Annotated in this window: 22 protein-coding genes; 12 read left to right on the top strand and 10 right to left on the bottom strand. The window is 68.7% G+C overall.

Features of this window, described 5'->3' with window-relative positions:
* Positions 1-42 precede the first annotated feature (42 nt).
* Positions 43-1242, top strand: coding sequence for a PucR family transcriptional regulator (locus CHC08_RS05315; protein WP_089206033.1), 1200 nt, complete (start codon positions 43-45; stop codon positions 1240-1242).
* Between the two features lie 95 nt (positions 1243-1337).
* Positions 1338-1766, top strand: coding sequence for a CBS domain-containing protein (locus tag CHC08_RS05310; protein ID WP_089206251.1), 429 nt, complete (start codon positions 1338-1340; stop codon positions 1764-1766).
* Positions 1767-1955: 189 nt separating this feature from the next.
* Here CHC08_RS05310 and CHC08_RS52320 read toward each other — a convergent pair whose 3' ends face one another.
* Positions 1956-5270: a S8 family serine peptidase gene (locus tag CHC08_RS52320; RefSeq protein WP_275937156.1), complete on the bottom strand. Its 3315-nt coding sequence runs from the start codon at positions 5268-5270 to the stop codon at positions 1956-1958.
* 590 nt (positions 5271-5860) lie between these two features.
* Here CHC08_RS52320 and CHC08_RS05300 point away from each other — a divergent pair.
* Both CHC08_RS05300 and CHC08_RS05295 read left to right on the top strand, forming a co-directional pair.
* The gene (locus CHC08_RS05300; RefSeq protein WP_089206032.1) at positions 5861-6115 is read left to right on the top strand and encodes a Smr/MutS family protein; all 255 of its coding nucleotides are present in this window, start codon (positions 5861-5863) and stop codon (positions 6113-6115) included.
* A 211-nt stretch (positions 6116-6326) separates the two neighbouring features.
* Positions 6327-7196 carry a permease-like cell division protein FtsX gene (locus CHC08_RS05295; RefSeq protein ID WP_089206031.1) on the top strand — a complete coding sequence of 290 codons (870 nt, stop codon included), beginning with the start codon at positions 6327-6329 and terminating at the stop codon, positions 7194-7196.
* Between the two features lie 313 nt (positions 7197-7509).
* On the opposite strand, the gene CHC08_RS05290 is transcribed toward CHC08_RS05295, so the two are convergent.
* The 4 genes from CHC08_RS05290 to CHC08_RS49320 form a co-directional block, all read right to left on the bottom strand.
* Positions 7510-7989 (bottom strand): hypothetical protein, encoded by a 480-nt coding sequence (locus CHC08_RS05290; RefSeq protein WP_218825134.1) that lies wholly within the window; start codon positions 7987-7989, stop codon positions 7510-7512.
* A gap of 198 nt (positions 7990-8187) precedes the next feature.
* Positions 8188-8967 (bottom strand): phosphotransferase, encoded by a 780-nt coding sequence (locus CHC08_RS05285; RefSeq protein ID WP_089206030.1) that lies wholly within the window; start codon positions 8965-8967, stop codon positions 8188-8190.
* 235 nt (positions 8968-9202) lie between these two features.
* Positions 9203-9883 carry a neutral zinc metallopeptidase gene (locus tag CHC08_RS05280; protein ID WP_089206029.1) on the bottom strand — a complete coding sequence of 227 codons (681 nt, stop codon included), beginning with the start codon at positions 9881-9883 and terminating at the stop codon, positions 9203-9205.
* A 351-nt stretch (positions 9884-10234) separates the two neighbouring features.
* Complete coding sequence (locus CHC08_RS49320; protein ID WP_179281897.1) at positions 10235-10405, bottom strand: hypothetical protein; 171 nt, start codon at positions 10403-10405, stop codon at positions 10235-10237.
* Between CHC08_RS49320 and CHC08_RS05275 the strand changes: the two genes are divergently transcribed.
* Both CHC08_RS05275 and CHC08_RS52315 read left to right on the top strand, forming a co-directional pair.
* Complete coding sequence (locus CHC08_RS05275) at positions 10400-10669, top strand: NAD-dependent epimerase/dehydratase family protein (protein ID WP_089206028.1); 270 nt, start codon at positions 10400-10402, stop codon at positions 10667-10669. The genes CHC08_RS49320 and CHC08_RS05275 overlap by 6 nt on opposite strands.
* A gap of 168 nt (positions 10670-10837) precedes the next feature.
* Positions 10838-11467, top strand: a complete 630-nt coding sequence (locus CHC08_RS52315; protein ID WP_089206027.1) for an HNH endonuclease family protein — start codon at positions 10838-10840, stop codon at positions 11465-11467.
* A gap of 258 nt (positions 11468-11725) precedes the next feature.
* On the opposite strand, the gene CHC08_RS05265 is transcribed toward CHC08_RS52315, so the two are convergent.
* Positions 11726-12580 (bottom strand): NAD(P)H-binding protein, encoded by an 855-nt coding sequence (locus CHC08_RS05265; RefSeq protein WP_089206026.1) that lies wholly within the window; start codon positions 12578-12580, stop codon positions 11726-11728.
* 99 nt (positions 12581-12679) lie between these two features.
* Here CHC08_RS05265 and CHC08_RS05260 point away from each other — a divergent pair, with 99 nt between their 5' ends.
* Complete coding sequence (locus CHC08_RS05260) at positions 12680-13135, top strand: MarR family winged helix-turn-helix transcriptional regulator (protein ID WP_089206025.1); 456 nt, start codon at positions 12680-12682, stop codon at positions 13133-13135.
* 385 nt (positions 13136-13520) lie between these two features.
* Positions 13521-14402: a hypothetical protein gene (locus CHC08_RS05255; RefSeq protein ID WP_143653118.1), complete on the top strand. Its 882-nt coding sequence runs from the start codon at positions 13521-13523 to the stop codon at positions 14400-14402.
* A gap of 165 nt (positions 14403-14567) precedes the next feature.
* Here CHC08_RS05255 and CHC08_RS05250 read toward each other — a convergent pair whose 3' ends face one another.
* Genes CHC08_RS05250 through dhaK form a run of 3 tightly spaced genes read right to left on the bottom strand, consistent with a single transcriptional unit; the run spans position 14568 to position 16573 of the window.
* Positions 14568-14939 (bottom strand): PTS-dependent dihydroxyacetone kinase phosphotransferase subunit DhaM, encoded by a 372-nt coding sequence (locus CHC08_RS05250; protein ID WP_089206023.1) that lies wholly within the window; start codon positions 14937-14939, stop codon positions 14568-14570.
* A gap of 13 nt (positions 14940-14952) precedes the next feature.
* A complete protein-coding gene (dhaL, locus tag CHC08_RS05245; RefSeq protein WP_089206022.1) occupies positions 14953-15579 on the bottom strand; it encodes a dihydroxyacetone kinase subunit DhaL in 627 nt (208 codons plus the stop codon).
* Between the two features lies 1 nt (position 15580).
* Positions 15581-16573 (bottom strand): dihydroxyacetone kinase subunit DhaK, encoded by a 993-nt coding sequence (gene dhaK, locus CHC08_RS05240; protein WP_089206021.1) that lies wholly within the window; start codon positions 16571-16573, stop codon positions 15581-15583.
* A gap of 364 nt (positions 16574-16937) precedes the next feature.
* Here dhaK and CHC08_RS05235 point away from each other — a divergent pair, with 364 nt between their 5' ends.
* From CHC08_RS05235 to CHC08_RS05220, 4 genes are all read left to right on the top strand, one after another.
* Positions 16938-17690, top strand: coding sequence for a sulfite exporter TauE/SafE family protein (locus CHC08_RS05235; protein WP_245878137.1), 753 nt, complete (start codon positions 16938-16940; stop codon positions 17688-17690).
* Between the two features lie 91 nt (positions 17691-17781).
* Positions 17782-18555: a cyclase family protein gene (locus tag CHC08_RS05230; protein WP_089206019.1), complete on the top strand. Its 774-nt coding sequence runs from the start codon at positions 17782-17784 to the stop codon at positions 18553-18555.
* Positions 18552-20192, top strand: a complete 1641-nt coding sequence (locus CHC08_RS05225) for a thiamine pyrophosphate-binding protein (RefSeq protein WP_089206018.1) — start codon at positions 18552-18554, stop codon at positions 20190-20192. The genes CHC08_RS05230 and CHC08_RS05225 overlap by 4 nt, the downstream gene beginning before the upstream one ends.
* Positions 20193-20244: 52 nt before the next feature.
* A complete protein-coding gene (locus CHC08_RS05220; protein ID WP_089206017.1) occupies positions 20245-20997 on the top strand; it encodes a lysophospholipid acyltransferase family protein in 753 nt (250 codons plus the stop codon).
* A gap of 333 nt (positions 20998-21330) precedes the next feature.
* On the opposite strand, the gene CHC08_RS05215 is transcribed toward CHC08_RS05220, so the two are convergent.
* Positions 21331-22278 (bottom strand): CaiB/BaiF CoA transferase family protein (locus CHC08_RS05215; RefSeq protein WP_143653117.1); only part of this gene is annotated, 948 nt, incomplete at its 5' end.

The raw sequence follows: 22278 nt of genomic DNA, 5'->3' as shown, positions 1-22278 counted from the left end.
CAGAATCTTGTTCGGTAGATGTATTGCTGACACGATCACCAGATGGGGACTCGGGTCGTCACGGATGACGAAGTGCGAAGGATCATGCGCCTGGCCGCCGGCCGGCTGCTGCAGAGGCTCCCTCAACTCACCGACGAGCTCGTCGCCAAGATCCGCGACACCGACGAGGCCTACCGCCGGATGGTGCCCACCGACGACCACTGGCAGAGCGTCTACGAGGCCATGCGGGACGGCATCGGCGCGATCCTGCTGCCCCGGCCGGAGCGGCGGGACCTGCCCCAGGCGGAGAAGACCGCCCGCCGCAGGGCGGAGCAGGGCCTTCCCATGGACTCGCTGCTGCGCAGCTACCGGCTCTCCGCGCAGGTGATGTGGGACGGCCTGATCGAGGTGGTCACCGACGAGGAACCGGAGAACCTGGCGGTTCTGATCCGCAGCGCGACCAAGGTGTGGCACGCCACCGACCGGCAGGCGATCGCCGCCGCCGAGGCCTACCGCAGACGGGAGGCCGAGATGTTCGGCCGCACAGCCGAGCGGGTCCAGGCCCTGCTCGACGCACTCCTGGAGGACCGGGCGGACGCCGCCCTGGTCCGCAGCGCCGCCGCCGCGCTGGACCTGCCCGAACTCGGCAGGTACGCGGTCGTCGTCACCCGCCTGCCGGGCCGTCACGACCACGGGGACGACGCCCTCCGCCCGACCAGCCTGGGCGTGATGCGATTACTGTGGCGGATGCGTTCCGACTACGAGGTCTCGGTCGTCCTGCTGCACGAGGCGGAGATGGACGATCTGACCGACGAGCTGCGCCCGCACATCACCGGGTGCGCCGGGATCAGCCCGGTGGTCGAGGGACTGGCCGAGCTCGGCCGTGCCCGCCGGCTCGCCGAGCTCGCGCTGCGGACCTGCGTGGGGGAGGGCCCGGAGATCGCCAGGCTGGAGGACCGGCTGCCCGCGGCACTGGTGGTGAGCCAGCCCGAGCTCGCGGGCCATCTCAGCGGCACTGTGCTCCGGCCCATCCTCGCTCTCGACCCGGCCGACCGGGAGGTGCTGCTCGGCACCCTGGAGGCATGGCTGCGCTGCGAGGGCTCCGCGATGCGCGCCGCCGGGCAGCTGTACTGCCACCGCAACACGGTCTTCAACCGCATCCGCCGGATCGAGCAGCTCACCGGACGTTCCCTGGCGCGACCGCTGGACATCGTGGAGCTCACCCTGGCTCTCGACGCCGTACGGTTGCTCCCCGTAACCTGAGAATTACGTGCGTTGCCGCTGATGGCCGCTTAGGCAGGGGCAACGTGGGGCAGTGGTTAGGGATACCCCAGCCAGGTTGAACCGAGGTGGTGTCGATGCTGATCGGTACGATTCTGCAAGGCAAGGGCACAAACGTGGCAACCATCCGTCCGGACGCGACGGTGACCGAGCTCCTGGCCGTCCTCGCCACGAACAACATCGGTGCCGTGGTGGTGTCGGAGGACGGCTCGTCGATCGTGGGCATCGTCTCCGAGCGTGACGTGGTGCGACGGCTGAACGACCGCGGCGCGGATGTGCTGGGAGCCCCGGTGTCGTCCATCATGACGACCGAGGTCCGCACCTCATCGCCCGATACCAATGTGGACGACCTACGACAGACCATGACCACGCATCGCATCCGGCACGTGCCGGTCGTGGCCGATGGACGGCTGGCCGGGATCGTGAGCATCGGTGACGTGGTCAAGAACGCCATCGAGGCGCTGGAGACGGAGAAGGCACATCTGGTGGACTACCTCCACCGCTGAGATCCGGGTGAGCCCCGCGGGTCCGCAGGCCTTCGCAGGTTCGTGAGCGCGTCGGTTCGCGAGCCTCCGCTTGTTTGCGAGCACGCCGGTCCGTGAACCTCGCAGGTTCGTGAGTTCCCGTGAAGTCCTGGTGAAGCGCGGGTGGGCTCGGCGTCGCGACGCCGGGCCCACCCGTCCTCTCCTGCCCTCCTACTGCACGGTTATCTTGTCGACCTCGATGGTGAGGCCCTTCACCTGCGGCGTCGACGTGCCCGTCGTCACCGTCCCGGTTCCCTTGGTCACTCCCTTGACCTTCATCGTGTAGGTCAGGGTGCCGCCGGGCGCTCCGGGCGTGCTGGTCACCCGCAGGTCCTCGGTCGGCGGGCCGGTGATCTGGCCGCCGGCCGTGCCTTCGGCGTTCTCGGCGCCGACGGTCAGGCCGTAGCTCGCCGGCGGTTCGCCGGGCAGGTTGCCCGGGTCATAGGTGTAGGTGATGTCCTCTGCCCCGTTCAGCCCGATCCACTGCTGGAACACCTTGGTGTCGGCCGTGCCGAAGAGGTTGAGCCGCCACTCGACGACGAGCCAGTCGTTCACGCCGTCGGTGAGGGTCCCGACGAAGACCCCCGGCGCGCCGGTGCCGTCCAGGTCGGTCCAGTAGGGAGCGAGCACGTTGTTCGGGGGTGCCGGGTTCGGCAGGGTCTGCGGTGCGAAGTCGATGTCGGTCGAGCCCGTACTGCCTCCCGGGATCGTGTAGCCGTTGGAGACGATGCCGATCCGGGTGTAGGTCTTGCCCGCGTACTGGAACGGCGGGACGGTGAAGTTGAGCGCGTCCTCGTCACCGATCGGCGTCGGCGCGATGCCGAAGGCGTCGAGCGGCAGGTAGGGAGCGGGTCCGCTGCCGCCGCTCGGGGCGATGCCCGGCCTGTCCGGCTGCCTGGCCGCGAGGGTGGTCTTCACCGTCGCTATCTGAGAGCCGATCTTGGTTGCGCCGGTGACGCTGTTCAGCCGCAGCTTGCTGTCCAGCGTGCTGAGCGCGGTCACCTCGGCGTCCTGGAGGGTGTCGTTCTTCACGCTGACCGTGCAGGTGGACTCACCGGTGTTGCGCGGGATGGTGGCCGGTGCACAGGTCTGGTCGATCGGGACGGCGCCTTCCTTGCGGACGAACGCGACCGGGAGGTGCAGGTTGCGCGTGCCGCCCACCTGCTTGAGGTTCACCTGGCCGAAGTACTGTCCTTCCGGCAGATCCGGTGCGGTGATCACCACGCTGAGGTTCGCGGTCTTGCCCGCCTTGACGCTGAACAGCGGCGGCAGCACCGTGATGTTCGCGCCGCTGACGGTCGTTCCGGTGGCGGTGAAGGTGAGCGTCTTGTCGGTGACGTTGGTGAACGTCCGCTTGGCGGTGATGAGGCCCGGCATGATCGGGGCGTTCACCGACGGCAGGTTGAGGTCGATGCGGTTGAGCTCGTCGTTGGCCGAGGCGGCGAAGTTCTCCGCGGTCTCGTTCAGGGTCAGGCCCGGGTCGCCGGCCTTGGTGAGGTCGATGCGACCGCCGCCGAAGTCGAACGGGTCGGCGGGGGTGACGCGGTCCTGCTTGGTGACCGAGGTCTTGGCCGTGGTCTCCAGCGCGGACTTCACCTGGCCTGGCGTCCAGGTCGGGTGCAGCGCGAACACCAGGGCCGAGGCGCCCGCGACGTGCGGCGACGACATCGAGGTGCCCGCGATGACCTGGTACAGGTTGCCCTGCGGGCCGCCCGCCGGGTCCTCCAGCGTCGGGGTCTGCCCGGCCAGGATGTGCAGGCCGGGTGCGGTGACGTCCGGCTTGAGGAAGTCGCCGCCGGGCCCGCGGGAGGAGAACGTGGTGATCACGTCGCCCTGCCAGGTGGCCTTCGCGCCCTGGGTGAGCTTTCCGGTCGCGCCGGGGTTGGCGGACAGGAAGGTCAGCAGGGTGTCGGTCTCCGGCTTGTCGAGATGGACCGTCGGAAGCCAGTGGTTGTCGGTCATGATGTCGAGCGGCGTGGTGTTGTAGAGGATCATGCCCGCCGCGCCGCCCTGCAAGACATTGAAGCTCTTCAGGATCCGGCCGGGACCGCGTTCACAGGCGACGATCTTTCCGACGAAGATTCCCGGGGGGGCGGGCGACGTGCACAGCGCGTTGTTGTAGGGCGGGGCCGAGGCCAGGACCACCGGCCGCGGCGAGGCGATGCCCGCCGTGATGGAGGCGCCCTTCACCGTGGCCGTCGCACCGCCCGCGCCGGACAGGGTGAGGGTGGACTGGAAGGTCCTGCTCTGGGTGGACGCCGCCACCGTGGTCACCCACGGGCTGAGGTGGTCGGCGGTCGCGGCTCCGGGACCCGCGTTGCCCGCCGAGGCCGAGACGAGCACGCCCGCCGCGTAGGCGTCGAGGAAGGCCAGCTCCACCGGGTCGCTGTAGGGGGAGCTGCCGCCGGAGATCGAGAAGTTGATCACACGGACGCCGTCGATGATCGCCCGTCCCACCGCCTGCGCGGAGTCGGAGGGGAAGCAGCCCTGGACGCCGCAGATCTTGTAGACCGACACGTGCGCCGCCGGAGCGATGCCGTGGATCGGGCCGCGGTCGATGCCGAGCGGGTTGGCGTGAGCCACCGGGCCGCCCGCCGAGGTGGTCGCGGTGTGGGTGCCGTGGCCGTTGGAGTCACGGGCGCTGTCGGGGTAGACCTCGCCGCCGAACACCGCGTTGTAGGTGTCGAGGAACGGGGCGCCGCCGATCAGCTTGCGGTTGCAGACGAACGGGTCGGCCGCCGGGGTCAACGGGTTGTCCCCGAAGTCGCAGATGCGCGGGCTGCCGTCCTTGGTGGCGGGTACGGCGGGCAGCGTGCCGGGGTCGGCGAACTGGGGGTGCTCCGGCCAGGCGCCGGAGTCCAGGATGCCGACGATGACGCCCTTGCCGGAGGAGGAGCTGCCGCCCAGCTTGTTGTAGATCGTGGGCGCTCCGATGAAGGCGGGGCTGGAGTCGCTCAGAAGATGCTCGGGCTTGTCCTCCTGGACGGCAGCCACGCCGGGCAGCTTCAGCAGCTCGGCCGCCTTGTTGGCGGGGACCCGCAACGCGATGCCGCCGTAGACGGTCCGCAGTTTCTGTCCCGCCCTGGCGTTGGGTACACGCTTGGCCAACTCGGCGAGGAAACCGTTCTCGACTTCTTCGATGTGCTTTTCGTATTTCTTGGCGTCGCCGCTCTTGATGTCGAGGGATTTGCCGGTCTTAGTCGGACTTGTAGCCGGAAGCCCTTCGAGTCCGCCTTGGTAAGCGGCGTACGAGTCGTAGTCCAGCTTGACCATCACATTGACGGTGGCGCCCGAAGTGGACTTAAGTAGTCCCTCGTCACTCTGGGCGAGCCTGCCGGTCGGCGACTTCGCGCCCTGGACCAGCTCACCCCCGGTCAGCGGGGTCGCCGTCCACTTGCTGGACGGGGCCGGGGTGGGGGATGGAGCCGCACCCGCCGGCGGCGCCATCGCCGCGACGAGTCCGACGCCGGCGGCGAGCACCGCCACGCGCCTGATCCTTGATAAGTAGGGCTTCGGTGACAACGAGACCTCCCTGTAGGACGCATGAACACGTCACAAGGCAGGGAGGGGAGAGCGTCACCGGGCATGCCCGGGCGGAGCATGGCGGAGAAGGCCTCGACCCTCCCCGTCGGGTGACGCACAATCGGCCACCCCGAGGGGCGGACGATCATGACAGGGAGCCTAACTAGGGATCATTTATTTGCCTAGATAGTGAAATTGCCATAATTGTCGGCTGAATTAGTCAAATCTAATTCCATGGCTGCCCAGCGCTCCAATGGGAGATCGTTTTGATGGATGTCAAGAATTCCCACCCGTTATGTCCCTTTGGGCGTTGACAATCACCGGCAAATGAGCTTGGGAGGGGTCGTCCGAAGCGGATCCGTACAGTTCGGTGCCGACCGGCAACGTGTCGCAGGCGCGTTCGGTGTCGGCATCGCGAATGTCTCACGTGATCCTTCGAGAGGCCGGCGAGGTCACCCGGGCGCGGGCCTCACGGGGAAGGGCCGTCAACCGGCGCGGAGATGTGAGGATCCGCTGTGCGTAAACTGGCCTGAAGCGACACGCGGGAGGCCTGGTTGAAGCTCAAGCTGGATCTGCACCCCCTCTACAACCGAGGCGGAGAGATCGACAAGGCGCTGCGGGGCATCATCGACGAGGCCATCAGGAAGAAGGCCACCGAGGTCGAGATCATCCCCGGCAAGGGCTCGGGCCAGCTCAAGAAGAAGGTTCTGCGCTTCCTTGAGCAGAAGGAGATCAAGGCTCTCTACCACCGCATCGACAAGGACGCCAAGAACCACGGCCGCCTGTTCGTCTACTTCCGCTACAAGTAGAGGCGCAACGCGCTGACCGGCGCGGACGACATGCTTGATCATGCCTGGGGCACACCAGGGGCACATGGCCCATCTGAGAAGAAGGCATCCATCGCCTTCCTGGCGCGGTCGGCGGCGTTGGGCATGAGGTGGGTGTAGGTCCGGAGCGTGACCGTGGTGTCCCTCTGACGCGTCTTGACCGAAACTCGCAAAGATCGACATAGTCGGGTAAATGACGTATGAGGAGTTGGCCTTCGGCGGTGGCGACCCCGATCGGGAGTCGTGGTTGCGATCCTGGGTGGCGGCGCACATCAGGCTGCTGATCGCATCATTGGTGGTGCTCAGCCTGGCTGGGGCCGGCGGCTGGTACTTGTACGAGCGATCCTGGCTGCCCCAGCCTCCACCGGATGTCGCACTCTCTCCGTCCCTTGAGTTCGAGGTGACCATGTGCGGGTGTGATGGCATAACTGCGGCGACCGTTGAGCAATGGCAGGAGGCCGAGGCCATGCTCCGGGCGATGCCCCAGGTGACCTCGGTCAAGGTGAAAAGCGGCCAGGAGGTGGCTGATCAGCGGCGCAGAAGCTACGAAGGGATCGGGGATACCAAATGGGTGGAGGGTTCGTCCCCCTATGGCGACGTCCTGCGTGGCGTACTCCGGCGCGCTCAGGACTTCCCCGCCATCGTCGAGAAGATGAGGTCAGCGCCGAGGGTTGCCATGGTGTTGCGGTCGGAAGTGAACTTCTGGGCGGGCAAGGCCGAGGCCGCAATCACGCTGTGCGGGCAAGACCTCTTGTCCCGACGCGCGCCCGGGTGCCGGCAAGGCAAGCGCGCGGGAGCCACGGGGACGGTCACCGAGGAGGAGAAGGCGGCCATCGTAGCCCGGCTGCGGGACCTGCCCGGAGTGCAGACGATTTACTTCCAAGACTCCGGCTACGCCCTGAAACTCGTGAAGCTCTCCCATCCGGACTACAAGCCGGATGAGCCCATGCCGGGTTCTTTCTTCGTCAAGTTCTCCGATCCGGCCCTCGCCCGCGAGATCGCCCCCGCCATCGAGCCGATGCCCGGCGTCGTGGCGGTGGGGCCGGTCCTGCCGAAGGAATGACGGACTCAGGCGACGGTGAGAAGGTTGCCACCTGTCGGAGGCAGCTCCACCGCCGCTTGCGACTGAGTGACCAACCGAGTGACAACGACCCCGAACGCTCGCGGACACCGATGGACGTCTGTCAGTTGACGGCTCTGTCTCTTCCGGCTGAGAACAGACGATGGCCGAACCCACGACCGCTTGGTGCGAGGACCGGCCTGTCACAGCCGGCCGGGCACCTTCCTGTGGATCTTCAGCGAGGCCGTCGAGTCGCGGTCCGGCTGTCGTAAAGGTGACGTGATGGGCCGCTTCGGCAGCCCACCACGCCACCGACTCAGACCGGATTCAGAATCTCGAAGCGTTCAGCCATGGCCGCGAACAGGGGGTCGTCCTCTTCGGGGATGAAAGAGCCGCAGCCGAGGGTGAAACGCACGTCGTCGTGGACGACGAAGTAGTGACGGACGGCCCAGACCCGGCCGGTGTCGTACTTTGCGCAGTCCAGCCGGGCACCGGTCCGTCCGGAGACCTGGGCGTCGGTGATGCGGAAGTCGTCGAATCCCGCAGCCCTCAGTGATGTCTGAACCTCTTCGGCGACCTCGGCGGCGGTCCATCCCGGCAGCGTCCTCGCGCGAAAGACGATGACGGTGTGCCGACGGTCGGTGGGGTCCCCGAACCTGGCGGTCTCCCATGGGCTGTTCTTCAGGTTCGGCGGCCGCTCGTCCCAGCTCTGCGGGACGTGGACGGCGTAGCCGAAGTCGGGTTTTTCGATGCGCTGCCACTGCACCAAGTGCTCCTGGGCGTCGATGCGTGCCACCTCACTAAGGCCCGTGGACCGGTGCCTGGGCCGCCGTTGACGACGCGCCGCCGAAGTACGAGCGAGTGGGCAAGGGATCGAGTCGTTGCCATACCGGGGATGAGGCGCCGAGGTCGCATCGATGAGTACAAGATTGCCGGTCTGAGGACCGAGGCTCGTCGGCTCCCTTTCCCGGTCCTGCCATGGAAAGGAACCCGGTCAGTGAAGCTCTTCGCGATGCCGCTCCACCCACGCGTAGGCGGCCTTGATCTCCTCGACCGCACCCGAGGCGCGCAGCCCTGCCATCGCCGGATCCCCGGCCTCGGCCGCCCGGTCGATGCCCCGCCAGCAGCGCTCCTGCCACCACAGCACCGTCTCGACCAGACCGGACCGGTCGGCCAGGCCGTACCCGTCGCAGATCACCGTGGAGCGCCGGTTCACCTCGGCCGGATCACTGCCTTCCCACCATCCGGCGTACTGCCAGCACAACCGGGCCACATCGTGGATCCGTTCACCGGGCGAGGCAAGGTCCCAGTCGATGAACGCAACCGGCCGCAGCCCCTGCCCAAGGTCGCGATAGACGATGTTGCCCGGCCACAGGTCGTTGTGGCAGACCACCTCGCTCTCTCCGGCAAGGGCCGTACCGGCGGTCAGGTCGTGCAGTTCTTTGGTCAGCTCACCGGCTCGGGCAAGACTGGCATCGCCGCTGACCGCCTCGGGTTGACCGCCTGTCCAGTCCCAGGCGACGTGCCCGTCCAGGAAGGTCAGAACCTGCCGCCCCTGCTGATCCGATCCCAGGAACCGGGGCGCGCCCGCCCATCCCGCCTGCTCCAGGAAGAGCAGCAGGTCGCGGACGAACCCCGGGTCGCCGTAGAAACCCCGGCTGACCGGACGGCGAACGGTGTCCCCGACCCGGACCGTGCTCGTGACCTGGCCGCCCGGCAACGCCTGCTCCTGCGTACCCGCCCTGCGCCGGTCGGGTTGTGCCTGTTCGCCCATGGCTGTCAGTCTGCCGTTCTTGTCAGCCCGAATCTCGGTTCGGTGTTCGTGGTCACCATCGCGCCGGCCACGGCGAGCAGTTCCGGACACGACTCCAAACACGGATCCGACTCTTCCTTACGCCATATGTGAGGACGCAACCCCTCTGACCTGTTTGTTCACGGGCAGAGAAGTCCTCAGCGTCGTCAGGTGACTGTCCTGTTCGTGCTCGTCCCCCGAGACGGGCCGGCAGGGGTCAGGCGACCTTTGAGGAGGCAGCCTTCCAGGTGTTGCACGCGCTCGGGCCTTGCGACCTGTAGCCCTGCTCGAACCAGTGGAGGCGGTTGGCGGGCTTGCCGTACCAGTTGAATCTGCCGTATTCCTTCGGCGTCTCGGCGGCGAGGAGGGGATTCCAGTTCTTGGCCGAGCGCCCCAGGACCTTCATGGACACGCCGCCCAGGCAGTCGGCCTGCAGGTAGTAGCGGTGCGTCTGCTCCTTGCCGCCGTCCTTCTGGTCTCTGGTCGGCAACGCCCACCAGGCCTCGCCGATGCCCGTCTGCCCCTGGATGACTCCGGCGTACGCGCGCGTGACCTCGATGAGAATGGCCTGGTCGGACTTGGCCTTGATCCAGTCGGAACCGAGCTGCACCTGGATGCCGCCGCTGCAACTGGCGGCGAAGGAGCCGGACACCTGCAGGCCGGTGAAGCACAGGCCGCTCTTGATCTTGTCCTTGACATCCACCTCGACAGGGGCGAAGTCCTTGATGGTCTTGCGCCAGGCGGAGTTCAGACAGCCGACGACCTTGTTGAGGTATTTCGTCGTGGAGGCCTTGGTGGTGCCCTTGGTCGCCTTGCAGGAGATCGCGGGAAGACGGCCCTGCTTGTAGAGCGGGTTGTGGGTCAGCTCGGGAACCCCGACGATGGGGTCGGCAGACACGGCAGACACGGTAGACGCGGTAGACACGGCGGTCGTACCGGCGAATAACAGGACGAAAACCCCGGCGGTGGTCGCTAATGCGCGGATAATCATGAAGCGTGATCATAGGGGTGGCGCAATCCGCAGGGCGTCTCATTATCCGGCTCCCGCCTCGGGGGATACGCGCCGGTGCGATCTGCGGGTGACCATTCAGCCAGGGACAGCCCGGCAGGGCATTTGATCTACGTTGTAAAGGGCATAGCCGTGGGGAGAAAACCTGGATCCTCCCTGCGGGGACGGTGGATCTGATAGCCCGGCTGCCGGGACCGCGCCGGTGCTCATCTCCCCGGTACGGCTGTCGCGCGACGGCGGTCACTCCGGACGCAGCCGCGCCGACAGCCGGTGGAGCGCCTCCAGGTCGGTGTTCGACAGCTCCGACAGGATGGCGGGTGGCCGGTGGAAGTCGTTCAGCAGCCGTGTCCGGAGCTGTTTGCCACGAGAGCTCAGGACCACGACCTTGACGCGCCTGTCGGTCTGGTGCACCACGCCGACGTCGCCCAGGCCCTGCTGCGGGCCGTCCGGGCGAACGGCGTGGACGGAGAGGCGTTCAACGTGGCCGACGACGCACCCGTCACCGCACTGGAGCTGCTGAACCTCAACGGCGAGCCGGTCTCCGAGGGGGCGGCCGGCCGGTCACTCGACGATCCCTGGGAGGGCATCGCGGACACCTCCAAGATCCGCCGAGAGCTCGGCTTCCGGCCGGTCTATCCCACCGTCTATACCGCCAGAGACGCCGGAGCCTTCTGAACGCGTCGATCCCGCACAGATCATCTCGTTCGCACGATCTTCACAATCCGTTTGGCTCACTGTTGCTGGGTGAGTCAAATGCCCTGAGATGGTCCTTTTGTCCCGCCTCGCCCCCTTGCCGGAGCACCCCTCTCCGGCCGAGGTCGCGGACAGAAGGGACGCGCTCGCATGCGCCGAGTCGTCACCATCGTCTCCGCCGCCCTGGCAGCGATCCTCGCCCTCTCCCTGAGCGCCGGCAGCGCGGAGGCCACCCCTCCCGGCATCCCGTCGGCGAGCACCGCCTCCTCCTACCTGGCCTCCCTCACCGTCGCGGCCGAGTCCCACGCCGGCACCTACAACCGCGATCTCTTCCCGCACTGGATCACCATTTCCGGGTCCTGCGACACCCGCGAGCAGGTGCTCAAGCGTGACGGCACCAACGTCGTGACGAGCAGCAGCTGCTCGGCCACCAGCGGCAGGTGGTTCAGCCCGTACGACGGCGCCACCTGGACCGCCGCCAGTGACGTCGACATCGACCACATGGTGCCGCTGGCCGAGGCGTGGCGCTCCGGCGCCTGGGCCTGGACCACCGCCAAGCGTCAGTCCTTCGCCAACTCCCTCAACGACGGCCAGCTGTGGGCGGTCACCGACAATGTCAACCAGAGCAAGAGCGACCAGGACCCCAGCACCTGGAAGCCCTCGGTGACCTCCTTCCGCTGCACCTACGCCCGGGCCTGGATCGGCGTCAAGCACAACTGGGGCCTGAGCCTGCAGTCCGCGGAGAAGAGCGCGCTGCAGAGCATGCTCGCCGCCTGCTGACCCGCATTCCCGGAGCACGCATGGAAGCCCTCGCGCTCCGAAGAGGGACACCGTTGGCGAAGTAGATCCAACGGAAACGGTCTCGTGATCACGTTAGCGATCACGAGACCGTTTCCGTGTTGGGAGCTGTATGCCGATCCAGCTTCACCGCTGAGGTCCGGATCGTGGTGGTGCTGTGAGGGTGCGGCCGCGTGCGACGGTCTTGCCGACGTCGTGGCGAGGCGCGGGTCGACGGTTGCCGGGATGCGGACGTGCGGTTCAGGTGGTCCGGAAGGCGTCGGCGTTGCGTGCGCACCAGGCGGCGAAGGTGCGGGGCCTGCGCTGGAGCAGGCGCTCCACGGTGTCGGTGCGAAATCCGGCTGTGTCGGCGCGCATGAGGTGGAACCCTTCGATGATGGCCTCGGCCAGCGCCGGAGGTGCCCCTTGGGGGAATCGGGAGGCGACGGCCTCCTCCGCGGTGGTCACTGCCCGGACCGCGATCTCCTGGCCGGCCGCCGTAGCAAGGATCTTGACCTGTTCGGTGATGGTGAACAGCTCCTCGCCGGTGAGGACATATTCCTGGCCTTGGTGACCGTCGCCGGTCAGAGCCAGGGCGGCGACGGCGGCGATGTCGGCGGGGTCGATCGGCGCGTACCGGCCGGGGCCGACCGGATCGAGGACATAGCCCGCCTGGCGGATGGTGGGCAGCCAGTCGAAGGCGTTGGTCATGAAGCCGCCGGGCCGCAGGAAGGTGGCCGGGATGTCGGAAGCTCGGATGGCCTGCTCGCGTTCGTGGTGCCAGCGCCCCATGGCGGGCATGGGGTCGCCGAGGACGTTGAATGAGGACTGGTGCACGATATGGCGCACCCCTGCGGACTGGGCGGCGGCGACCGCGTGCCTGGTGTGGTCGAGGCCGATGCCGGGGGTGAGCAGGAACAGCCGGTCGACTCCGGCGAAGGCGGGCGGCAGCGTCGCCGGGTCGCTCAGGTCCGCCACGACCCGTTCGGCCCGCTCGGGCAATGTGGCGGCACGGGCGGGGTCGCGGACCAAGATGCGGAACGGCACGTCGAGCTCGTCCAGTCGGTGGACGAGCTCGCGGCCGATATTTCCGGTGGCGCCGGTGACGAGTATCATGAAAATCCCTAAATCGTGTACCGGTTAACGAATGAAAAGAACGTTAACCGGTACACGATCTGCCGTCAATCGCACCCCGACATCACCGGAGGTCTCGAAGTGCCCGAGTTTTTGGACCTGCACGGCAAGATGTCCAAGGCGCTGCGGGCGGCGGCCGAGACGGCCGTGCGGCGGCACGGGCTGCACCTGGGGCAAGATCACCTGCTCGCGGTGCTGTGGCGGCAGGACGGCCGCACTCCGGGCGAGGTCGCCGCCATGCTGAACGTCACCACCCCCAACGTGGTCAAGGCGGCCACCCGGATGGCCGTGGCCGGCCTGCTCACCCGGCGCCGCGACGACCGGGACAACCGGCTGGTTCGGCTGTGGCTCACCGACGCCGGACGCGCCCTGCAAGCCCCCATCGAAAAGGAACGGCGGCTGCTCGAAGAGCAGGTCACCGCTGACCTCACCGAGGCCGAACGTGAACATCTCCTCAGCGCGCTGACGAAGATCCACCGCTCGGCAACCGCTCTGCGGGACGCCCCCGTTGATCAACGCAACTCGGCCATCACCTGACGCCACGATCTCCAGAGCCTTTCCCCGAACCCGGCCTGCCTGGGCATCGCCATGATCGTTTACTGGTTGGGAAGCGCCCTCGGCAGGACTCATCACGCTGCGGGTCATAGGGCGGCGAAGTGTGACGTGCGGGTCGGACAGCTCCTCGCCGCCGGTCGCGGGCGTCTGGATGCGGGGCGCCGGCCCGTTGCGGCCGGTTGGAGCACCGCTTCGAGATCGGAACTTTATGACTTCTTTATCCGTCCTTTTGTGAAACGGGAGGCTTTGACCTAAGGAAAGCGGGGCGCTGATCGACGCGCAGCGATGGGAACTACGACCACTCGCCGGGGCGGTCGAGGGCGCACCCCGCCCGGCGACCGTGCTCTCCTGGGACGGGGCAACGCTGGTGGCGGTCGATCCGATCGCCGGGCGTTCGGTACGGCTCGCGCCCGCCGCCCTGTATCACTACCGGTACAGGCGGATGACCCTCGTCTCCAGAGAGAAGAGGCCGCAGTCCGTCAACGGGCTCGCCGGGCTTGACTCCGACGGACTGGTGCTTCTTGATCTTCCCGGTGAGTGGCCGGCCGACGAGGTGACCGCCTTCGCGGCCCGCCGGGGGATACCCGTCGAGGATGCTCTGCTCACCCCGTCGAAGCGGGTGCGCACGGCGCTCGCCAGGCGGGCGCCAGGCTGGGAACGTCTGGTGGGGCAGTCCTCCTCGCGCATGTCCAGGAGGAAGAAGGCCGTGGCTCTCGGTGTGGGCGCCGCGGGTCTGCTGGCGATGGCCTACATCGCCACGACGGTCGGTCTGTTCGCGTGGCGAGGACTGTCCGCGATGGGGAGGGTGCTGCTGGATCTCGTCGAGGTCAAATGGCTGGCCGTTTTCTTCAGCCCTCTGGTCATCGTCCTGGGCCCCGCCTACCGGGCGCTGCACGCGAGGCGGAGCAGACGTGGCACCACTCTTGGGCCGCCCGGCGGTCCCTGCCTCGTGCTCAGGCGCAATGAGAGGCTGCGCGTCTGGCTTGGCCCGCGAATGGTTCCCGAAGACCTGGCCATGGGACCGAATCCGGACTGCGTGGGGGGCTTGCTGCTCTATCGCCACGAACGTTTATCCGGACTTTTCATCATGAGTGGTGATGGTCAGTTGATGCGCCACCTACCCGGCCCCTGGCCGCCCGAGGACGCGCATCGCTTCGCGGTACGGCTGGGCCTGAGTTTCGAGATCCGTACGCTGGGCCGCGAGGAGTATCTGGGCCTGACCTCGAAGGTCTCCGACGCGGCGCCCTGATTCACCCGCGGATCTGGGGGGCCGTCCCGAGCCTGCCGGCCGTACGAGACGTCGGCCGTGCGACGCGAAGAAGTCCCGCACTCCGGAGAGGGCGGGATTTCCTCGCGTTCCGGGAGCCCGCTGCGGTAGACGTCCCGGACGTCATGGGGGAGAGGGCGATCGCCGTCAGAATTTGCGAAAGGACCGGGACTCCATGGCCGCCGCGAGCACGTTCTTCAGCGACATGTCCGCGCCCGCCGACACGACCGCCGCGATGGTCCCCTCCACGAACGGCACGTCGGCGATCATCACGTCCGGTCCCACGAACAACCGGGCGGTCAGCACCGAGCTTCCCAGGTCGGGGATGAGGATCACCCCGTCTCCCCGGTCCACGTGCTTGATCGCCGCCTCCACCAGGCTGGGACTGGTGCCGAGGCCGCCGTCCTCGGTGCCTCCGGCCGCGGCCAGCGGGACGTCCTGGCCGCCGATCTGCGCGGCCAGGGCCGCGACCTCGGCGGCCAGCGGACCACTGTGGGAGATGAGAACGATGCCTACCATCGGGGGAGTTCGTTCATCGTGTCGTCACCGCATGCAGGGCGGCGAAGATGAGCGCGGTGGAGGCGGCGCCGGGGTCCTCGTGGCCCACGCTGCGCGGACCGAGATAACTGGCCCGCCCCTTGTGGGCAAGCATCGGGATCGTGGCCTCCGCTCCGGCGAGGGCCGCGGCCGCCGCCGCGCTGATCGCCTCCTCCGGTTTCACCCCGTCCTGTACGGACTGCGCCAGCGCCTGGATCGCCGGGGCGAGGGCATCCACCAGGGTCTTGTCGCCCTCGGTGGCGGCTCCCAGCTTCTGGATACCGGCCAGCCCGGCTTCCAGGGCGGTGCAGAGTTGCGCGATCGACACGTCGGGGGTGTCGCCCAGGACCCTGCCCATCTGCCGGAACGCCATGCCGTACAGGGGTCCGGAAGCCCCGCCGACGTTGCGGATCAACGTGCTCCCGACCATGGTCAGCATCGCTCCCGTGGTCTCCGGCTGCTTGGCGGCCAGCACCCGGGAGACCGCGGTGAAACCCCGGTCGAGGTTGGCCCCGTGGTCGGCGTCGCCGATCGCGGCGTCCAGCCGGGTCAGCCGGTCCTTCTCCGCGTGGACGGTCCGGGCGATCTCCTCGATCCAGGCGGCGAAGCAGGCGGTGTTCACGTCAGCGGCCCCAGCGCAGGGCGGGGGTCTCGACGGGGAAGTCCCAGAGGCGGGTGAGCTGGTCGTCCAGCCGGCAGGTCGTGATCGAGAAACCCTGCATGTCGAGGCTGGTGGTGTAGTTGCCGACGAGGCTCCGTGCGGCTCTCGCGCCCTTCTCGGCCAGATAGTCGACGACCTCCGCGAAGACGATGTACAGCTCGATCAGGGGCGTGCCGCCCATGCCGTTCACCATGACCAGGGTGTCCCCGGAGAGCGGCAGGTCCTCGTGGAGGGCGTCCATCGCGATCCAGGCCAGGTCGCGAGCGGGGCGCATGGTCGAGCGGGTCCGGCCGGGCTCGCCGTGGATGCCTATGCCCAGCTCGATCTCGGTGTCGCCCAGGTCGAAGGTGGGCTTGCCCACGGACGGGGTGGTGCAGGAGCTCAGCCCGATGCCGAAGGAGCGGCTGCGGGCGTTGACCTCCTCGGCCACCCGCACGACCTCGTGCAGCGGCGCCCCGGTCTCGGCCATGGCTCCGGCGATCTTCTCGACGAAGACCGTGGCGCCGGTGCCCCTGCGGCCGGCCGTGTAGATGGAGTTGTGCACGGCCACGTCGTCGTCGACCAGCACGGCCGCCACCTCTATGTTCTCCTCGGCGGAGAGCTCGGCGGTCATCTGGAAGTTCAGGACGTCGCCCGTGTAGTTCTTCACGATGTGCAGCACCCCGGCGCCGCCGTGCACCGCCGTGGTGGCCTCGATCATCTGGTAGGGCACGGGAGAGGTGAAGACCTCTCCGGGGCAGGCCGCGTCGAGCATGCCGTACCCGACGAAGCCGGTGTGCAGTGGTTCGTGCCCGGCACCCCCGCCGGACACCAGGCCGACCTTGCCGGGACGCGGCCCCGCGGCACGGTAAACGATCCGGTTCTCCTCGTCCACCCGCAACCCGGGATGCGCGGCCGCGAGACCGCGCAACGTGTCCGGTACGACCGACTCGATGCCGTTGATGAGCTTTTTCACAGTTCCCAAACTGTTCCCGTTCGCCGGCGATGGCAAGCTCTGACGTGGGAAAACCTCTTCCATTAGTTTGTGTACGACCTACTGCGACCGCTGGTTCGAGGCCGGGCTTCACGCCATGGTCTCCGGCTTCGAGCGCAATTTCGGGGTAGGCCGGGCGCGGTGACCGTTCTCCGTGAAGCCGCCCCGTGCGCCGGCTCGTCGCTCTCGCCGCGCGAGCCATTCCGGCTCCATGCGCCGTTTCGATCCGTGAGCCGTTCCGGCCTGTGAGGCGTTTTCGCCGTGAGCGATTCCATCAGAGTTGAACTAAACGGGCTGAAGGAGGAGTAATCGGATTAACGGCTCACCCGTGTGATTAGGGTTGAGGGTGGATGTCGCTGAAGTGCTGGGGCTGGCCGCGGTGGGGGCGCTGGCGGGAGTGGTCAGCACGGTGGTGAGCCTGGCGTCCGTGGTGTCCTACCCGGCGCTGCTGGCGTTCGGCCTGTCCCCGCTGAGTGCGAACGTCACGAACACGGTCGCGCTGATGTTCACCGGTCTGGGGGCGGCGGCCGGGTCGCGGCCGGAGCTCGCAGGTCAGGGGAGGCGAGTCCTGCGCCTGGGATGGGTGACGGCGCTGGGGGGCGCCGCGGGCGCGGTCCTGCTGCTGCTGACCCCGTCCCGGACGTTCGAGGCGATCGCGCCGTGGCTGATCGCGGCCGCCTCGCTGATGCTGCTCCGCCCGCCGAGGCTGATCGCCCTGGCGGGAAGCCCCGAGGCGGAGCGCGGCTGGATGGTGCGCGCCGCGCTGTTCACGGTCGCGATCTACATCGGATACTTCGGAGCGGCCGGGGGGATCCTCATGTTCGCGGTGCTGGCGGCCGTGCTGGACCAGACGCCGGTCAGGGTCAACGCCGTCAAGAACGTGGTGTCCGCGCTGGCCAACGCCGTGGCCGCGATCGGCTTCGCGTTCTTCGGACCGGTGGACTGGTCGGCCGTGGCGCCGCTCGCCGCGGGGTTCCTGGTGGGAGGCTGGCTGGGCCCGTCGATCGCACGGCGGCTTCCCGGACAGTCCCTCCGCGTCGTCGCCGCCGTCTGCGGCCTGCTCGTCGCGCTCAAACTCGGCCTCGACGCCTACCGGTGAGATCGTGTTCCCTCCCGGGGGAGATGGGGATGACGGGAAGCGTGAGGGTGTAGGAGGATCTGGCCAGATCTTTTTCAATGCTGGAGGCGTCATGTCGGTTTTGCAGAGCTTGGTGGAGAGCATCCGAAACGGCGGGATCGAGGTGATCGACCTTACGGCGCCGCTGTCGTCGGAGACGCCGATCCTGCAGTTGCCCGAGCCGTTCGGCAACACCGTCCCCTTCACTCTGAAGGAGATCAGCCGCTACGACGACCGCGGCCCGGCCTGGTACTGGAACGACATCTCGACCGGCGAGCACACCGGCACCCACTTCGACGCGCCGGTCCATTGGGTCACCGCCAAGGACGGCGAGGACATCTCGCAGGTGCCGGTGGACCGGCTGATCGCCTCGGCCGTGGTGCTCGACTTCTCCGCCGAGTCGGCCGAGGACCCCGACTTCCTGCTGGAGATCGAGCACGTCAAGGCCTGGGAGCAGGCCAACGGGCCGCTTCCCGAGGGCGGGTGGCTGCTCTACCGCACCGGCTGGGACGTCCACTCCCACGACCAGGAGCGCTTCCTGAACGCGAACGAGACGGGCCCGCACACGCCCGGCATCTCGGTGGAGTGCGCCAGGTGGCTGGCCGAGGAGACCTCGATCGCCGGGCTGGGCGTGGAGACCGTGGGCACCGACGCGGGCACCGCGCACGGTTTCGACCCGCCCTTCCCGTGTCACTCGTTCCTGCTCGGCGCGGGGAAGTACGGCCTGACCCAGCTCCGCAACCTCGACCGGCTCCCGGTCACCGGCGCCGTGATCGTCGCCCCGCCGCTGCCCATCGTCGGCGGCTCGGGCAGTCCGGTGCGGGTGCTGGCACTGGTCGAGAGGTGAACGTCGCCGAGGCCGTGGGCCGGGTCCTCGCCTCCCTCGGCGTGGACACCGCCTTCGGGGTGGTGGGCAGCGGCAACTTCCACGTGACCAACGCGCTGATCGAGCACGGCGTCCGATACGTCGCCGCGCGCCACGAGGGAGGCGCGGCGACCATGGCCGACGCCTACGCACGCCTCAGCGGCAGGGTCGGAGTGCTCAGCGTCCACCAGGGACCGGGCCTCACCAACGCGATGACCGGCATCACGGAGGCCGCCAAGAGCCGCACGCCGCTCATCGTGCTGGCCGGAGAGGTGACCGCGTCGCGGTCCAACTTCTTCGTCGACCAGGCCGCCCTGGCCACGGCGGTCGGCGCCGTCCCGCTGCGGATCGGCTCCGCCGGGACCGCCGTGGCCGACACCGCCGAGGCGTTCCGCGTCGCCCGCGACGAGCGGCGCACGGTTCTGCTCAACCTTCCGCTGGAGGTGCAGGGCCAGACCGTCCCGGACGGCGACGTCCTCGGCTCCGGCGTCTCCCTCCCGGCAGGGGCGGAGCCGGAGGCGGAGGCGGTCGCGCGGCTGGCGGAGCTCCTGGAGGCGGCGAGGCGGCCGGTGTTCGTGGCCGGGCGAGGGGGCCGTACGGCCCGGCGGGAGCTCGAAAGGCTCGCCGAGCTGACCGGGGCGCTGCTCGCCACCTCCGCCGTGGCCAAGGGTCTCTTCCGGGGCAGCCCGTGGGATCTGGACGTGAGCGGTGGCTTCGCCTCACCCCTCACCGCCGAGCTCATCCGCGGCGCCGACGTGGTCGTGGGCTGGGGCTGCGCGCTCAACATGTGGACCATGCGTCAGGGCACGCTGATCGGCCCGGACGCCAAGGTCGTCCAGGTCGACCTGGACCCCGATGCCCTCGGCGCCCACCGGCCCGTCCACCTCGGGGTGGTCGGCGACGTGGCCCTCACCGCGCGGGCCGTCGCGGACCTGCTCGACGAGGGCGGCCGTGACGGCGTCGGATACCGGTCGGCGGCCCTGGCCGGGCGGATCGCCGGGGAGAACCGCTGGCGGGACGTGCCCTACGCCGACGAGGGCGGGGACGGCCGGATCGACCCCCGGACGCTGACGATCGCGCTGGACGACCTGCTCCCCGCGGAACGCGTCGTCTCCATCGACTCCGGAAATTTCATGGGATATCCGGCGATGTTCCTCGACGTCCCCGACGAGTTCGGTTTCTGCTTCACCCAGGGCTTCCAGTCGATCGGCCTCGGCCTGGCCACCGCGATCGGCGCGGCCGTGGCCCGGCCGGACCGGCTTCCGGTGGCCGCGCTCGGTGACGGCGGCGCGCTGATGGGCGTCGCCGAGCTGGAGACGGTCGTACGGCTCGGCCTCCCGATGGTGATCGTGGTCTACGACGACGAGGGTTACGGCGCCGAGGTGCACCACTTCGGCCCGGACGGGCACTCCCTGGACACCGTCACCTTCCCGCCCGCGGACATCGCCGCCATCGCCCGGGGATTCGGCTGCGAGGCGGTGACCGTACGGGATCGAGCGGATCTGGCGGCGGTGGCCGGGTGGGTGAAGGGGCCCCGGGACCGGCCGTTGCTGGTCCACGCCAAGGTCAGCGCCGCGCGCGGCTCATGGTGGCTGGAGGAGGCCTTCCGAGGGCACTGAGACGACCGGGCACCGGTCATGACCTGCCGGGCGGCTGAGGTACGGTTCAGCCATGGCTGAGATCGTGTACCCCCCGGTCATCGGGGCTGCGCGGACCCTGTTCCGCGCCCTGGACCTCAAGATCCGTATTGAGGGCGCGGAGCATATCCCGCGGACCGGTGGAGCTGTGCTGGTCAGCAACCACATCAGCTACCTGGACTTCATCTTCGCGGGCCTGTCCACGCTGCCGACCAAGCGCCTGGTGCGCTTCATGGCGAAGAAGGAGGTCTTCGACCACAAGATCTCCGGTCCGCTGATGCGCGGCATGCACCACATTCCGGTGGACCGCGCGGCGGGCGCCGCCGCGTTCGGGGCGGCGTTGAAGTCGCTCAAGGGCGGCGAGATCGTGGGCGTGTTCGCGGAGGCCACGATCAGCCGGTCCTTCACGATCAAGGAGATCAAGAACGGCGCGGTCCGGATGGCCGTCGGCGCGAAGGTGCCGATGATCCCGATGGCACTCTGGGGCACCCAGCGGCTGTGGACCAAGGGCCATCCCAAGAAGCTGCTCCAGCGGCACGTGCCGATCACCATCCTGCTCGGCGAGCCCATGCATCCCCAGCGCGGCGACGACTACGACGCCGTCAGCGCCGACCTGCGCGAGCGCATGGCCGCGATGCTGGACCAGGCCCAGCGGAGCTACCCGGAGATCCCCCCGGGCGCCTGGTGGCAGCCCCGCCACCTCGGCGGCACCGCCCCCACGCCGGAGGAGGCCGCCGAGATGGACGAAGCCGAGGCGAAGGCCAGGGAGGCCCGGCACACGCCGTAGGCACCGGACGCGGGTCATGAGCGCCGGAGCGGATACCCGGGGTCGGCGACGAATGCCGGGGCCCGCGGTGGCCATCGTGTCATGACCATGACAAACGGCACGCCGCGGAGGGCGGCTCCTCGTGGGCGGGCGTCTTCACGGTGACTATCGGGCGACGGCCATGGCGAACGGCACGGGTCCCAGGGCGTGGATGAGATGACGGATCATCAGCGCGAACGCCTCGGGGACCCGGGCGGTCTCCACGTGTCCAAGATCGATGATCCACTCCGGGGACGTCGGCTCGGCGGCTCCGGCTCGGGGGTGATCAGCTCGGTGCGGCGGCCGCGCTCGATGTCAGGTCCGGTCCTTCGTCGGGTCGGTCGCCCCGGAGGCGAACTCGGCGCGGATGGCGTCGCTGTGCTGGCCGGCCGCCGGGATCGCGCCCATGGCCGCCTCCCGCCCCGTCACGGTGACCGGGGGCAGCAGGGAGCGCAGGGGGCCGACGGGAGAGTCCACCTCACGCCACCGATCACGCGCCTCCAGCTGCGGATGCTCGGCGAACTCGTGCATGGTACGCATACGGGCGGATGCGATGCCCACCTCGTCGAGGCGCTCGATGACCTGCTGAGCGCTCAGCCCGGACAGGGCCTCCTGAAGTATCACCCGCAGCTCGGCGTCGTGCTCCACACGGCTGGAGTTGCGGGCGAAGCGGGGCTCTTGGGCCAGGTGCGGCCGGCCCAGGACGTCGGCGCAGAGCGCCGCCCACTCGCGCTCGTTCTGCACGCCGATGAACACCTGGGCTCCGTCCCCGGCCCGATACGGCCCGTAGGGGGAGATGGAGGCGTGGCGGGCGCCGGTGCGGGGCGCAGGGGTGCCGCCGTAGCCTGCGTAGAAGTACGGCTGGCTCGCCCACTCGCCCAGCGCGTCGAGCATCGCCACCTCCAAGCCGGTGCCGGCGCCGGTGCGCTCACGCTCATACAGCGCGGTCAGCACACCGCTGTAGGCGTACATGCCGGCGGAGATGTCCGCGATGGAGATGCCGGCCTTGGCGGGTGATTCGGGCGTGCCGGTCACCGACAGCACGCCGGTCTCACACTGAATGAGCAGGTCGTAGGCCTTCTTGCCGCGGTAGGGGCCCTTCGAGCCGTAGCCGGAGATCGAGCAGGTGATCAGCCGCGGATGCTTGGCGCGCAGGCTCTCCTCATCCAGGCCCAGCCGCTGCACCGCCCCCGGCAGGAGGTTCTGCACGAACACATCCGCCCGCGCGAGCATCGCGTCCAGGACCGCGCGGTCTGCGGGGTC

It is taken from the genome of Streptosporangium subroseum, from assembly GCF_900188345.1.
GTDB classification, from domain to species: Bacteria; Actinomycetota; Actinomycetes; order Streptosporangiales; family Streptosporangiaceae; genus Streptosporangium; species Streptosporangium subroseum.
Note: the sequence above shows the minus strand (reverse complement) of the source record. Positions and strands in the feature narration are given on the sequence as shown.